This window comes from Mitsuokella sp. AF33-22 (genome assembly GCF_003475755.1).
Classification (GTDB): domain Bacteria; phylum Bacillota; class Negativicutes; order Selenomonadales; family Selenomonadaceae; genus Mitsuokella.
The window spans coordinates 206,638-220,359 of the sequence record NZ_QRQA01000001.1; the positions used below are offsets into that span (position 1 = coordinate 206,638).

Annotated in this window: 13 protein-coding genes; 11 read left to right on the top strand and 2 right to left on the bottom strand. The window is 56.6% G+C overall.

The annotated features are described in order from the left end of the window. Nucleotides 1-53 precede the first annotated feature (53 nt). The 11 genes from DWZ54_RS01100 (at nucleotide 54) to DWZ54_RS01150 (ending at nucleotide 11,902) form a co-directional block, all read left to right on the top strand. Nucleotides 54-1,094: a rod shape-determining protein gene (locus DWZ54_RS01100; protein WP_118015822.1), complete on the top strand. Its 1,041-nt coding sequence runs from the start codon at nucleotides 54-56 to the stop codon at nucleotides 1,092-1,094. Beyond that, the gene (gene mreC, locus DWZ54_RS01105; RefSeq protein WP_118474133.1) at nucleotides 1,091-2,116 is read left to right on the top strand and encodes a rod shape-determining protein MreC; all 1,026 of its coding nucleotides are present in this window, start codon (nucleotides 1,091-1,093) and stop codon (nucleotides 2,114-2,116) included. Before DWZ54_RS01100 ends, mreC begins: the two co-directional genes overlap by 4 nt. Further along, nucleotides 2,113-2,607 carry a rod shape-determining protein MreD gene (gene mreD, locus DWZ54_RS01110; RefSeq protein WP_118474134.1) on the top strand — a complete coding sequence of 165 codons (495 nt, stop codon included), beginning with the start codon at nucleotides 2,113-2,115 and terminating at the stop codon, nucleotides 2,605-2,607. The genes mreC and mreD overlap by 4 nt, the downstream gene beginning before the upstream one ends. Before the next feature lie 84 nt (nucleotides 2,608-2,691). Beyond that, a complete protein-coding gene (gene mrdA / locus DWZ54_RS01115) occupies nucleotides 2,692-4,479 on the top strand; it encodes a penicillin-binding protein 2 (protein WP_118474135.1) in 1,788 nt (595 codons plus the stop codon). A gap of 47 nt (nucleotides 4,480-4,526) precedes the next feature. Beyond that, nucleotides 4,527-5,177, top strand: coding sequence for a septum site-determining protein MinC (minC, locus tag DWZ54_RS01120; RefSeq protein WP_118015818.1), 651 nt, complete (start codon nucleotides 4,527-4,529; stop codon nucleotides 5,175-5,177). A gap of 10 nt (nucleotides 5,178-5,187) precedes the next feature. Further along, complete coding sequence (gene minD, locus DWZ54_RS01125; protein WP_118015817.1) at nucleotides 5,188-5,979, top strand: septum site-determining protein MinD; 792 nt, start codon at nucleotides 5,188-5,190, stop codon at nucleotides 5,977-5,979. Nucleotides 5,980-5,994: 15 nt separating this feature from the next. Continuing rightward, on the top strand, nucleotides 5,995-6,270 hold the full coding sequence (gene minE, locus DWZ54_RS01130; protein WP_118015816.1) for a cell division topological specificity factor MinE: 276 nt from the start codon (nucleotides 5,995-5,997) through the stop codon (nucleotides 6,268-6,270). A gap of 14 nt (nucleotides 6,271-6,284) precedes the next feature. After that, nucleotides 6,285-7,388: a rod shape-determining protein RodA gene (gene rodA, locus DWZ54_RS01135; RefSeq protein ID WP_370245705.1), complete on the top strand. Its 1,104-nt coding sequence runs from the start codon at nucleotides 6,285-6,287 to the stop codon at nucleotides 7,386-7,388. A 163-nt stretch (nucleotides 7,389-7,551) separates the two neighbouring features. After that, nucleotides 7,552-10,206, top strand: a complete 2,655-nt coding sequence (locus DWZ54_RS01140; RefSeq protein WP_118474137.1) for a TIGR03960 family B12-binding radical SAM protein — start codon at nucleotides 7,552-7,554, stop codon at nucleotides 10,204-10,206. Between the two features lie 28 nt (nucleotides 10,207-10,234). Further along, nucleotides 10,235-11,671 (top strand): Rne/Rng family ribonuclease, encoded by a 1,437-nt coding sequence (locus DWZ54_RS01145; protein ID WP_118474138.1) that lies wholly within the window; start codon nucleotides 10,235-10,237, stop codon nucleotides 11,669-11,671. A 24-nt stretch (nucleotides 11,672-11,695) separates the two neighbouring features. Further along, a complete protein-coding gene (locus DWZ54_RS01150; RefSeq protein WP_118474139.1) occupies nucleotides 11,696-11,902 on the top strand; it encodes a hypothetical protein in 207 nt (68 codons plus the stop codon). Nucleotides 11,903-11,944: 42 nt separating this feature from the next. Here the strand turns inward: DWZ54_RS01150 and DWZ54_RS01155 are convergent, their stop codons facing one another. Together DWZ54_RS01155 and DWZ54_RS01160 are read right to left on the bottom strand one after the other, a co-directional pair. Continuing rightward, the gene (locus tag DWZ54_RS01155) at nucleotides 11,945-12,703 is read right to left on the bottom strand and encodes a hypothetical protein (protein WP_118474140.1); all 759 of its coding nucleotides are present in this window, start codon (nucleotides 12,701-12,703) and stop codon (nucleotides 11,945-11,947) included. Nucleotides 12,704-12,719: 16 nt separating this feature from the next. Continuing rightward, entirely contained in the window at nucleotides 12,720-13,604 is an 885-nt protein-coding gene (locus DWZ54_RS01160) for a LysR family transcriptional regulator (RefSeq protein WP_118474141.1), read from the bottom strand. Between the last annotated feature and the right edge of the window lie 118 nt (nucleotides 13,605-13,722).

The window sequence follows — 13,722 nt, forward strand, 5'->3', positions numbered from 1 at the left end:
TACAATAGTATGTATTGTTTCGATAGGAAATCTGAAGGGAGTTTATCAGTACAATGTGGAGTCTTTTTGGTGGTTTATCTCACGATATGGGTATTGACCTTGGCACGGCCAATACGCTCGTCCATGTGAAAGGCAGGGGGATTGTCCTGCGTGAGCCTTCTGTTGTCGCCATAAAGAGTGATACGGGGGATGTCCTGGCCGTCGGTGAAGAGGCCAAGCAGATGATAGGCCGCACGCCTGGCAATATCGTTGCCATTCGTCCGATGAAGGATGGTGTCATTGCCGATTTCGATGTCACGCAGGCCATGCTTAAATATTTCATCCGCAAGGCCATGGATACGAAGTCCTTTGTCCGTCCCCGCGTCGTGGTCGGTGTTCCTTCAGGTGTTACGGAAGTAGAGAAGCGTGCGGTCATCGATGCTGCCCAGCAGGCTGGTGCGCGCGAGGCGTATCTCATCGAGGAGCCGATGGCAGCAGCCATTGGTGCCGGACTCCCTGTCGAGGAGGCAACGGGCAACATGGTCGTGGATATCGGCGGCGGTACGACGGAGATTGCTGTCATTTCGCTCGGCGGCATCGTGACGAGCCGCTCCATCCGCATCGGCGGCGATGAGATGGATTCTGCCATCGTCCAGTATATCAAGCGCATGTACAACCTCATGATCGGCGAGCGCACGGCTGAGGAGATCAAGATCAACATCGGCACGGCCATCGTGACGCCGGAAACGGACGTTTCCATGGAGATCCGCGGCCGCGATCTCGTCAGCGGCCTGCCGAAAACGCTGACAATCCAGGCAAAGGAGATTCGCGAGGCCCTGAGCGAGCCAATCTACAAGATTGTCGATGCGGTCAAGGCCACGCTCGAGAAGACGCCGCCGGAGCTCGCTGCTGATGTCATGGATCACGGCATCATGATGACGGGCGGCGGTGCGCTGCTGACGAACCTCGACCAGCTGCTGGCCCATGAGACGGGCATGCCGGTCCTTGTGGCCGAGGATGCTCTGTCCTGTGTCGGTGAAGGTACGGGCAAATCGCTCGAGAACATCGAGCTCCTGAAACGCGTGGTCATGACTTCGAAGAAGCTGAGACAATGAGTGGCAAGTATCGGAAAAACAGAGGCACGGGCAAGAAAATCGGCATTTTGCTCGTTGTCCTCATCAGCCTGTTCTGCATTATCTTCTTTTCGGCACGCGGCAGATTCCAGGCCCCCGTGCTCAATCAGGCGGTCTCCGTCATTGTGACGCCTTTCCAGAGTGCCATCTCCTGGGTGGGGAGCCAGCTCAATTATGTGACGAGCAACATCTGGGAGATTGTCACCGTGCATCAGCAGAACAAGATGCTGCGCAATGAGGTCGAGCAGCTGCGCATCCAGAATCTTCACGCCAGTGAATACGATGCGGAGAACCAGCGCCTGCGGGCTTTGCTCGGCTACAAGCAGTCGGCGACGCAGTTTGACCTCGTGGCTGCCAGGGTCATCGGCCGTGAATCGGCAACCTGGTCGAGTGTCATCGAGATTAATCGCGGCACGCGCGACGGCGTGGATGTCGACATGGCTGTCGTGACGGATAAGGGCCTTGTCGGTCACATCATCGAGGCTGGACCGACCTCCTCGAAGGTCGAGCTGATCCTTGACCCGCGTTCGTCAGTCGGCACGCTCGTGCAGCGCGCGGATTCGCGCGTGGCCGGCATCGTGGAAGGCGATATGAATAATCCGACGATGCCGCGCATGGTCAACATCCCGAAGACGGCTGATGTGGACGAAGGCGATATCATTGTCACGTCCGGCTTCGGCGGCGTTTATCCGAAGGGGCTCATGGTGGGCAAGGTCTCGGAGATGCGCAACGATGAGGGCGGCCTGCTGAAGATTGCCATCCTGGAGCCGGCCGTCGACTTCCAGCGTCTGGAAGATGTCATGGTCATCACGGCTTCGCGTGAAGCACCGCCGGCACCGCTGAAGACGCCGCCGCAGACGCCGGGAACAGAAACGGATCCGGCAGCACAGGCCGCAGCTGCGCAGGCGGCTGCGGAAGGCAGCGATGACAGCAGTTCGGATACGGCGGCGGATGCGTCCGCAGACAGCAGCAGTACGGCAGCCGGGGAGGGAACGGCACAATGAAGAAGTTTGGCATGACGGCGCTGCTCGTCATCGTTCTTTATGCGCTTCAGACCTCTCTGATGCCACGCATCGCTTACCATGGCGTGACGGCAGATTTCATGCTGCTGTTCGTGACGTCGACGGCGTTTCTCAAGGGCTCGCGCTTTGGCGCGCTGGCTGGTTTCTCCGTCGGCCTGCTGCAGGACCTGGCAAGTGGTACGTTTCTCGGCATGAATGCGTTTACGCGCCTTCTGCTCGGTTATCTCATAGGCAAGTTCTCCAATCAGGTCTTTAAAGAGCAGTTTTTCCTGCCGGTATTCGCATCGATCTTCGTGACACTCGCGAACTATTTTATTTTGGCGTTACTTATGCTATTATTAGGGTATCGCTTTAATCTGATGGCACATCTGCAGTATACCTTGCTGCCGATGCTCGCTTATCAGCTGGCCTTTGCTTATCCGGTCCATCGTCTGGCCTATGAGCTTGACAAGCGATACCGGAAAAAGGCGTGATGGCGGCCCTTGCGGGCAGCAATGGTTTTTGGCAATGATTAAGGCACCTTGCGGGGTGCCTTTCGTTATGGAAGAGGTACTATTTTGGGTGATAAAGACGATTTCAACAGCAGATTGAGGACCCTGATGATCGTGTCGGTCCTGGTCATCGCCGTGCTTATCGGACGAGCCGCCTACCTGCAGATCTATCAGGGCGAGTATTATGCGGGCCTTGCCGACGGCAACCGCATCCGCATCGTGCCGGCCATGGCACCGCGCGGCACCTTCTACGACCGCAATGGCGAGCTCCTCGTCACGAATCGTCCGGGCTTTTCCGTGTCGCTGCTGCCGCTGACGGCACCAATCTCGGATGATGTCATTGAGCGCCTTTCCAACCTGCTCAAGGTACCGGCCGAGGATATCAAGAAGAAGATAGCCGGCCACAGCGGCTTTGACCCCATTCGCATCAAGACGGATGTCACGCCGGATATCGTTTCGATCATCGAGGAACAGAAGAGCTCGTACCCCGGCGTCGTCATCGAGGTCACGCCAATCCGCGACTACATTCTCAAGCAGGAGGGTGCGCATACCTTCGGCTACGTCAGTGAGATCAATGACACCGAGCTTGAGAAAATGAAAGACCAGGGATATAAATCCGGCGATATCATCGGCAAGTTCGGTCTCGAAAAGGTCTACGACAAGGAGCTGCGCGGCGAGAACGGCGGCCAGCAGGTCGAGGTCGACGTTTCGGGCAAACCCGTGCAGATCCTTGGCCGCAAGGAGCCTGTGCCGGGTGATGATCTCGAGCTCACGATTGACATCAAACTGCAGCAGGCTGCGGAGAAGGCTGTCGACGATCAGCTGACGCAGATCGGCGCTCATGCGGCGGCTGCCGTCGTCATGAACCCGCAGACCGGCGAGATCCTCGCGATGGTCAGCCGTCCGGCCTTTGATCCAAATCTCTTTGCACACGGCATCTCGTCGAAGGACTGGAATCAGCTCAACAACAATCCGTATCATCCGATGGACAACAAGACCATCACGGGCGAATATCCGCCAGGGTCCACGTTCAAGATCGTCACGGGCACAGCGGCTCTGACCGAGGGCGTCGTGACGCCGGATGAACAGATTTTTGACTCGGGTCACCACTGGATCATCCCGAAGGGCAACGCCGACGGCGAAGCGCTCGGCTGGCTGAATTTCCGCACGGCTCTTGCACACTCCGATAACGTTTATTTCTATGAAATGGGCAACCGCCTCGGCATCGACCGCCTCGAGAAGTACGCGCGCATGTTCGGGCTCGGCCAGAAGACGGGCATCGATCTTCCCTATGAGGCCACGGGCCTTGTCGCCAACCGCCGGTATAAGGAAAAGAACTTCGATGACGGTGAGTGGTATCTGTCCGAGACGTTCGATGCGGCCATTGGCCAGGGCTTCAACCTTGTGACACCATTGCAGGCCGCGATGGTCATGGGCGAGATTGCAGCTGACGGCAAGCGCTATAAGCCGCATGTCGTCAACCGCATTCTGGCACCGGACGGCAGTGTCGTCAAGGAGTTCCAGCCAGAGCTGCTGTCGCAACTCGATGTGCCGGAAGAAGATATCAAGCTGGTGCAGGATGGCCTGCACGATGTCACGAAGTACGGTACGGCCGCTTCGAGCTTCCGCGGGTTTACCGTCGATATCGCCGGCAAGACCGGTACGGCTGAGAATTCGCAGGGCCGCGATCACGGCTGGTTCGTGGCATATGGTCCGTTTGACAATCCGAATATCGTCGTCGCCGTCATCGTCGAAAACGGCGGTTACGGGTCCCAGTCGGCCGTACCGATTGGCCGCAAGATCCTCGAGGCTGCATTCGGTCTCAACCAGGACAACGGCGATGAAAAGAAATAAGCAGAGAAGATCCTTGAGGTAAGGGAGAGGGGAGTCGTCGAATCGTCATGCAAGATGAGATTGTGAAGATCAAAGGCGGAAAACGGGGACTGCAGCTGAGTTTTGCAGAGGATGCATCATTTGAGGATATCCGGGCACATATCGAGGAAAAGCTCGAGTCCGGTTCCGGTTTTTTCCTGCGCGGCACCCTGGTGCTGGTGCCGCGTGAGCGTTTCCTGCACGAGGAACTCGAAAAACTCCAGAAATTGTTCCATGCACATGGCCTGATTTGCCGGACTGCAGTTCCGCAGGAAGAGCAGCAGGCACCGGCTGCGAAGAAGCCGGCAGCTGCCCGCAAGGCCGCAGCTTCCAAACAGGCGGCGGAACAGGTACAGGAGATGGTGGTCGTTAACCGCACGCTGCGCGGTGGACAGGAGATCCGCACGGACAGCTCGGTGCTTGTCTGCGGCAATGTGAATCCGGGCGCGCAGATCATCGCAGGCGGCAGCATCGACATTCGCGGTACCTGCCGCGGCCTCGTGCATGCCGGTGCAGCAGGGGATACGAGTTCCTTCATCATCGCCGATCACCTGATGCCGACACAGATCCGCATTGCGAATCTCATTGCCAGATCGCCCGATCACATGGAGATGACCGAGCGTGCGGAACGCGCTTCCATCAAGGATGGCCAGATTGTTATCGAACCGATAGAAAGGTAGGACAAGGGGTATGAGCAAAATTTATGTAATCACTTCAGGCAAGGGAGGCGTCGGCAAAACGACGACCACGGCAAATCTCGGCGTTGGCCTTGCCATGCGCGGCAAGAAGGTTGTTCTCGTCGATACGGATACGGGCCTCCGGAACCTCGACCTGCTGCTGGGCCTCGAGAACCGCATCATGTACGATCTCATCGATGTGGCCGAGGGCCGCGTGAATTACAAGAAAGCCCTTGTGCGCCACAAGAAGTATGAGACGCTCTTCCTTCTGCCGACTTCACAGGTCAAGGACAAGACGAGCGTTAATCCGGAGCAGCTCGTGAAGCTCTGCGAGGATTTGCGCAAGGAGTTTGACTACATCCTCATCGACTGCCCGGCTGGCATTGAACAGGGCTTCAAGACAGCCATTGCCGCCGCCGATACGGCCATCGTTGTGACCATGCCGGAAATCTCGGCCGTGCGCGATGCTGACAAGATCATCGGCGAGCTCGCGCGTGCAGAAAAAGAAGACATCAAGCTCATTGTCAACCGCATCCGCCCGCAGATGGTCGAGAGCGGCGACATGCTTGACATGAATGACATCAACGACATCCTGTCCATCGACTGCATCGGCCAGGTGCCGGACGACGAGATGGTCGTCACGAGCACGAACAAGGGCGAGCCCTGCATCACGATGGAAAATTCCCAGGCAGGCCAGGCTTACCGCAATATCGTGGGCCGCATCTGCGGTGAGGAAATTCCGTTCATGGAATTCCCGAAGGAAACGTTCTTCCAGCGCCTCAAGCGCCGTGTATTCGGAGATTAAGGAGGAGAGACAGGCATGCTTGACAACTTGATGCAGAAGATCTTTGGCAAGAAGGAGAAATCGGGCCGCATTGCGCATGACCGCCTCAAGGTCGTCCTGATCCACGACCGCGCCAATATTTCTCCGGAGGTCATGGAAAATCTCAAGAATGACATCATTCAGGTGATCTCGAATTACATGGAGATCAATCAGCAGGATATGGATATCGCCCTCGAGAACGATGAGGACTCTGTTGCCCTCGTGGCCAATATCCCGGTAAACCGCATGAAGCATGATGCGGGCAAGAAGTGAGTGCAGCATAAATGATGAAGAAACGCTATTGGCGTCGTACCGATTTCATTCTCATCGCTGCCACGGCAGGCATCATCATCATGAGCCTGGTCATTATTGGCAGTGCGACGCATATCAATACACCAAGTGAGGAACGCTACTGGTTTGTGCAGCGGCAGGGCATCTTTGCCCTGGTCAATGTGGCTCTGGCGACTTTTCTCATGAATTTTGACTACAAGGTCCTGCAAGGTTACGGCAACAAACTTTACGTGTTCAACCTGATCCTGCTGGTTGCCGTCATGCTCGTCGGCCAGTCGGCTCTCGGCGCACAGCGCTGGATTATGATCGGCCCGATCAGCATACAGCCGTCGGAGTTCTCCAAGCTCATCATGATCATCTCGCTGGCGACGATGCTCGACGACAAGGTTGGGAAGCTCAATACGCTGCGCGATCTCCTGCCCGTGGCCATTTACCTGGGCATCCCGTTCCTGCTGGTCCTCAAGCAGCCGGATCTTGGCACGTCACTCGTCTTCATGGCCATTTTCTTCGGTATGGTCTTTGCGGCAGGCATCAACATGCGCCTGCTTGGCGGCATCTTTGTCGCGGGTGTGGCCGCCTGCCCGATTCTCTGGCATTTTCTCAAGGACTACCAGAAGATGCGTCTGACGGTCTTCATGAATCCGAATGTCGATCCGCTTGGTTCCGGTTATCACATCATCCAGTCCAAAATCGCCATCGGTTCGGGCATGCTCTTTGGCAAGGGCCTCTTCCACGGCACGCAGAGCCAGCTGAACTTCCTGCCGGAGAACCATACGGACTTCATCTTCGCCGTGGTCGGCGAGGAACTGGGCTTCATCGGCGTGACGTTTCTGCTGCTGCTGTACCTGCTGGTCCTTTGGCGCGGCATCGTGACAGCCCGTGATGCCGGTGATACCTTTGGCCGCCTGCTGGCCGTCGGCATCACTTCGATGCTGGCCTTCCACGTGCTGGTCAACGTCGGCATGACCATGGGCATCATGCCGGTCACGGGCATCCCGCTGCCCCTGATGAGTTACGGCGTCAGCTCGCTGACGACAAATATCATGTCCATCGCCATCCTGCTGAACATCCAGAGGCGAAGACAGAAATTGGTGTTCTAGTGCACGTCTGACCGATTGCGGCAGGCGTCACAGCAAAGCCTTCCCCGCAACGGGATCTGCTGGCGGCTGCGTCCGCCGTTCCCGGCTCCATCGTGTGGATCGGGGAGGGCTTTTTTACGGAATGAATACATATGAGCAAACAGATTAACGGAGGAATGAACGAATGGTACGACTCGAACATGAAGTGCTCCAGTCGGTATTGAAGCCTGCCCGCTATACGGGCGGGGAGTGGAATGCAGTCAGGAAGGACCACGCGGACGTGGCTTGTACATGGGCCCTGGCGCTGCCCGATGTCTATGAGGTCGGCATGAGCAATCTCGGCCTGGCCATCCTTTATGAAATCTTGAACCGTCGGCCGGACATTGCAGCCGAGCGTGTCTATGCGCCATGGGTCGACATGGAAGATGAGATGCGCAAGAGCCATATCCCGCTCTTCTCGCTGGAGACGAAGACGGAGATCGCCGCCTTTGACTTCCTGGGCTTTTCCCTGCAGTACGAGATGATTTACAGCAATGTACTCAACATGCTGGATCTTTCCGGCATACCGGTCTGGGCGAAGGACCGCGGTGAGGATATGCCGTTCGTGGTCGGTGGCGGCCCCTGCGTCTACAATGTGGAGCCTGTGGCGGATTTCTTTGATTTCTTCATCATCGGTGAAGGCGAGGAAGTCATCGTCGAGGTTTCGGATGCGCTGATAGCCTGGAAGAAGGAAGGCCGGCCGGGCGGCCGCCGCGGCTTCCTGCAGCGCCTGCTCGCCGTCGATGGCATCTACGTGCCGTCTTTCTATGAGCCCGTTTACGACGACAAGGGGAATTATCAGGAGATGCGCCCGCTGGCAGAGCAGGCACAGCCCGTCATCTACAAGCGTGTGGTCAAGGACATGGATGATGCGATCTCAGTGGAGCATCCTGTCGTGCCGTACATGGATATCGTCCACAACCGCATCATGCTGGAGCTCTTCCGCGGCTGCTCGCGCGGCTGCCGCTTCTGTCAGGCCGGCATCTGCTATCGTCCGGCCCGCGAGCGCACGGAGAAGAATCTGCGCAAGATGGCCCGCGGTCTTGTCGATGCCACGGGTTACGATGAGATGAGCCTGACCTCGCTCTCTTCGGCGGATTATTCCTGCCTCGGCCGCCTCGTCGATGACCTTATGACGGATTTCCAGGATGAAAAAGTCAGTTTTTCGCTGCCGTCCCTGCGCATTGACAGCTTTTCCATCGAGCTGGCACACAAGATGCAGCAGGTCCGGAAATCGGGCCTGACGTTCGCGCCGGAAGCTGGTACGCAGCGTCTGCGCGACGTCATCAACAAGGGCGTCACGGAAGAAAACCTCATGCAGGCATGCGGCGCGGCCTTCCGTCAGGGCTGGAAGCAGGTCAAGCTCTATTTCATGATGGGACTGCCGACGGAAACGGATGAAGACGTCATCGGCATTGCCAAGCTCGCCAAGAAGGTCGTCGATCTCTATACGGAAATCAAGGGCAGGCGCGGCTGCAAGGTCACGATCTCCGTGGCCTGCTTTGTGCCGAAACCCTATACGCCGTTCCAGTGGTTCGGCCAGCTGCCCATCGAGGAGTTCCAGCGCCGCCAGCAGCTCTTGAAGGAACACATCACCGACCGCGCCATCACGTTCAATTACCACGATGCCCGCCTTTCGGTGATCGAAGGTGTCTTCGCACGCGGCGACCGCCGGCTTGCCCGCGTCCTTTATCAGGCATGGCAGGATGGCGCAAAGTTTGACGGCTGGTCCGATCATTACAAGGATGAAATCTGGCATGAAGCATTTCGCAAATGCGGCGTGGACATGGGATATTACAATCTGCGCACGCGCAGCTTCCAGGAGCCGCTGCCGTGGCTGATTACCTCGCCGGGCGTCAATCAGGAATTCCTGCTGCGCGAATGGCATCATGCGATGGCCGCGGCGCTCACCGAGGATTGCCGCCGCGGCAAGTGCAGTGCCTGCGGTATCTGCCCGAATCTTGGCGTTCACGTCATCGATTATCAGAAGCAGGAAATGGCGCGCCTGGCAGCGAAAAAAGGAAATGAGGCTGAATCTGAACCGATGCATACGGAACCAGCCGTCGATGCAGAGACGCAGCAGCGTGATCCGAGAGGGCCGGGCCGGCCGCGCCAGCTCTTTGCCTGGCGTGCAGAGATCACCAAGGGCGAGGAGCTTCGCTACGTTTCGCATCTCGACTATGCCAATATCTTCCTGCGCGCCTTTGACCGCGCGAAGCTGCCGATGGCTTATTCCGAAGGCTTCAATCCGCATATGAAGGTATCGTTTGCCTCGGCGCTTTCTCTCGGTGTGACGAGCGCTTCGGAGTATATGGATTTTGAGCTGACGAAGCCGCTTTGCCAGCCGGAAATCTTCGACCGCCTGCAGGCGGAATTGCCGCCGGGCGTGCGCCTCTTGAAACTCCGGGAAATCAAGGGCCGGCACAAGGCACTGATGTCGGAAGCCGATGAAGCCATCTACACGCTCCATGTTCCGTATGCGGGAACGGAGAAGGAGGCACTGCGGGTGCTTGCCGCCTATAACGCCGCACCCGAAGCCGTCTGGCACCGCGTGACGCCGAAGAAGACGCGCGATATCGAGACGAAGCAGTACATGAAGAAACCAGTGACTGCCGTATGGACGGATGGGGCTCTGGACTTGACGATGGACATTGCGATTACGCCATCGGGCAGCGTCAAGCCTCTGGAAATCCTGACCCTCCTGCAACAGGATTACAAGCTTGCCGTCAAGCCCGCGGAAGCCCTGATTGAACGCCAGGGCATCTGGAGCAAGGGGCGCAAGCTCATCGATCTGGTTTGAGCAGGATTTCGTGATTGGAAGTGAAAAGATGAAATCCATCATCGTGAATATTGTACCGGAGGAAACGCGCATGGCCATCCTGGAGGATGGCGAACTCGAAGCGGTGGAGATGGAACGTGCCTCGCATTCCCACCTCGTCGGCAACATCTATAAGGGGCGGGTGCAGAATGTCCTGCCCGGTATGCAGGCAGCCTTCATCGATATCGGCATGGAGAAGAACGCCTTCCTCTACATCGGTGATGGCCTTCCCCATGAGACAATCGAAGCCATGCCGCCGCACACGCGCATCCACATCGGCCAGAGTCTGCCCATTCAGATTGTTAAGGATGCCATCGGGACAAAGGGGCCGCGGGCGACCATGCATATCTCCCTGCCGGGTCGTACGGTCGTCTTGATGCCGACTGCCGCTTACATCGGCATGTCGCGCCGCATCGAGGATGAAGCGGAACGCCAGCGCCTGCATGCGATAGCAGAACGCATCTGCCCGGAGGGCATGGGGCTCATCATCCGCACGGTGGCAGCCGGTCACAGCGAGGAAAGCCTGCGGCGTGACGTGCAGTATCTCGTGCGGCTCTGGGAATCCATCCTTTCGCGCTACAAACTGAAGAGCTCTTCTTTGCTCTACCGCGATGCGGACCTCCTGATCCGGCTCGTGCGGGACAATTTCACGGCGGACATCGATGAACTCGTCATCGATAACGCCGAGGCCTGCCAGCGGGTACGCGACCTCGTTGCAGGGCTTTCGCCCGAGCTCGTGGACCGCGTGCACTGCTACGACAAAAAGCAGCCGATTTTCAAGGCCTATCATATCGAAGAAGAAATCGAGAAACTCGGAGACCGGGAGGTGGAGCTGCCCTCGGGAGGCTTCCTGGTCATCGACAAGACGGAGGCACTGACCGTCATCGATGTCAACACGGGCAAATACGTCGGCAAATCGAATCTTGCCGAGACGGTTTACCGCACGAATCTCGAGGCTGCGGCGGAAATTCTCAAGCAGATCCGCCTGCGCGACATCGGCGGCATCATCGTCATCGATTTCATCGATATGGAGAAGGAGGAACAGAAGGAGCAGCTTCTGACCTATATGCGCGAACAGGTCAGGCATGACCGCACGAAGACGAATATCGTCGACATCACGAGTCTTGGACTCGTCGAGATCACGCGCAAGAAGTCCCGCCAGAATATCGACAGCATTGTCTACAGTGAGTGCCCAACCTGCCATGGCCGCGGCCGCGTGGAATCGCCGGAAACGGTATCCATCCGCATCAGCCGTGATATCCGTCGCATGGAGCGCACATCGCACGCCAGGGAGGGCTACGAGATCGAGGTCCACGAAAGCGTGGCTGAAGAACTGCGCCAGAATCAGCTCATGATGAATCTGGCGGCTGAGTTCGGCACGGATATCAAGGTAACGGTCAAGCCGGGCATGCATCCGGAAAACTATACCATCCTTCAGCAGGGCTGAGGTATTTGGAAAGGAGAAATCTGCATGAGTATTTTGATCAAGGATACGACGCGTGAGGAGCGCGAGGAAATCGTGCGCAGGACGCTCTCCTGCGAATCGGGCTGTGAGAATTGCTCCGGCTGCGCACTGGGAGCAGGCGATCCTTTCGAGATGTACAAGCCGTACATCGAGGGCAAGATGGAGATTCGGGAGATTAATCGCCGCTTCAATGCCAAATACGGTATCCACTGAATAAAAAAGCCATTGCCTGATTTTGCCGGGCAATGGCTTTTTTTAATGGCTTTCTTTATGGGCAGCCTGCTTGATGATCGTCTCAAGATTCTCGAGCATGGAGGTCAGGGCCTGTTTGTTCTTGCTGGCATCGAAGCCGTTGACGGCATGGAGCGTATCGGAAAACTGGCCGGCCAGCGAATTCAGCAGCTGCCTTTGGAGGCGGGTGTTGTTGAGACAATCACCTTCAATCGATGCCATCCTTTCAATCAGTTCACAGGCCGACACCATCGTGGCCATACGCACACAGCCGATGATTGTGACGTCATCCCTCAGATAGGAGCTGTACTGTGGAGAAAGCAGGACTTCCTTATCGACGAGATGGCCGACGCCTATAATATAGCGGGCCTGCCGCAATTTCTGGATGACCTGCTTGGCCGGCATGTCCTCATAGGCGATGATCTCGAAATGGATATCGTTGATATGGTAATCGCGGCACATCTTCACCATGAGTTTGGCAAAGCGGTCATTGGAGTTGAAAATGTAGACGCGCTCACCGGCAGGAATATGCGAAAGGGCAATGAAGAATTCCGCCGTAGGCCTCAAATCGAGCACGACGAGGGATTCAGGCGGGATGAGGGAGAGCATTTTCTCCCGCTGTGTCAGTGCGCATACATAAAGATCCGTGTCTTCGTGACCGGTGATGTTTTCACTGACCATACTGCGTATGTAGACGGAGCCGCCGACAATCCGGCGTACGACGTGCAATACTTCTGCGGCGTTGAGCTCGTTGCTGCCGGCAGCAATGATGCGAGTTGTCATGTGGATCCTTCCTCTCTCAACCATCATAGGATTCCTGTAAAAATGCATATAACTTTTCAGCGGCATGGGCAATCGTCCGTTTTTGTTTGCGTGCAATGGTCAATACGATGACCGGACTGTCAGCCAGAGGCACTTCTTTGACCATTTCGTTCTGGATGGCGCCGGACGGCAGGATGGCAATGCCGCTGCCTGAAATGATGAGACTGGCGATCATCTGAGGATATGTCGTTTCAAATATCGGACGTTCCGTCAGATCCTGCTGCTGGAAGCAGTGATCGATGACCTGCCGGTAGCCGCAGGATTCAGGGGGCAGCAGGAGCAATTCCTGTCTCAAATCCTTGAAATGAAGTTCCTGCCTGTGTGCAAGCAGATGGAATTGGGGAAGATAGGCGGAGAGGTGCTCCTGGTGAATGACTGCGCATTCCAGTGAAGGTTCTGCATCAACTTCCTGCGGCAGGAGAGGGAGAAAGGCGAGATCAATCTGGTCTTCTTCCAGTGCGTGGCGCAACTCCTTGGTGTTGGCCTCAAGGAAACGGAACCGCAGCGTGGGATACATATTGTGAAATTTTGCCAGCAGGAACGAACTCACGGCTAAGCCGGTCAGTGGTGAAAGTCCGATCTGGATGATGCCGCTGGACAGATTCTTGAGTTCTGCGGCCTTCTGCGCGGCCAGCGAAATATCTTTCATGACGGTGCCCGCGTGCTGATAGAAAATCTTGCCTTCGCTCGTCAGGATGGCCTGCTTTTTATTGCGGTCAAACAGGACCAGTCCGAGTTCATCCTCCAGTTTCTTGATGGCTGTCGTGACGGACGGCTGGGAAACGTAGAGTTGTTCTGCGGCGCGCGTAAAACTCCCGGTGTTGCTGACCGCTAAAAAATATTCTAATTGTTTCAGTTCCATGACCAATCCTCCGGTAATGGTTTTGTTATGATGTTATTAGTATAACAGGAGAACGGCTTATAATATAGACTTCACTCATTTATGATACCTCTTATTATTGACGTTTCCTATGATTTGA

Excerpts from the sequence above, each read along its gene's own strand:
- mreC (WP_118474133.1), top strand. The coding sequence starts at position 1,091 with ATGAGTGGCAAGTATCGGAAAAACAGAGGCACGGGCAAGAAAATCGGC.
- DWZ54_RS01140 (WP_118474137.1), top strand. The coding sequence starts at position 7,552 with ATGGTACGACTCGAACATGAAGTGCTCCAGTCGGTATTGAAGCCTGCC.
- mreD (WP_118474134.1), top strand. The coding sequence starts at position 2,113 with ATGAAGAAGTTTGGCATGACGGCGCTGCTCGTCATCGTTCTTTATGCG.
- minC (WP_118015818.1), top strand. The coding sequence starts at position 4,527 with ATGCAAGATGAGATTGTGAAGATCAAAGGCGGAAAACGGGGACTGCAG.
- DWZ54_RS01150 (WP_118474139.1), top strand. The coding sequence starts at position 11,696 with ATGAGTATTTTGATCAAGGATACGACGCGTGAGGAGCGCGAGGAAATC.
- DWZ54_RS01155 (WP_118474140.1), bottom strand. The coding sequence starts at position 12,703 with ATGACAACTCGCATCATTGCTGCCGGCAGCAACGAGCTCAACGCCGCA.
- DWZ54_RS01145 (WP_118474138.1), top strand. The coding sequence starts at position 10,235 with ATGAAATCCATCATCGTGAATATTGTACCGGAGGAAACGCGCATGGCC.
- DWZ54_RS01100 (WP_118015822.1), top strand. The coding sequence starts at position 54 with ATGTGGAGTCTTTTTGGTGGTTTATCTCACGATATGGGTATTGACCTT.
- minD (WP_118015817.1), top strand. The coding sequence starts at position 5,188 with ATGAGCAAAATTTATGTAATCACTTCAGGCAAGGGAGGCGTCGGCAAA.
- rodA (WP_370245705.1), top strand. The coding sequence starts at position 6,285 with ATGAAGAAACGCTATTGGCGTCGTACCGATTTCATTCTCATCGCTGCC.
- minE (WP_118015816.1), top strand. The coding sequence starts at position 5,995 with ATGCTTGACAACTTGATGCAGAAGATCTTTGGCAAGAAGGAGAAATCG.
- DWZ54_RS01160 (WP_118474141.1), bottom strand. The coding sequence starts at position 13,604 with ATGGAACTGAAACAATTAGAATATTTTTTAGCGGTCAGCAACACCGGG.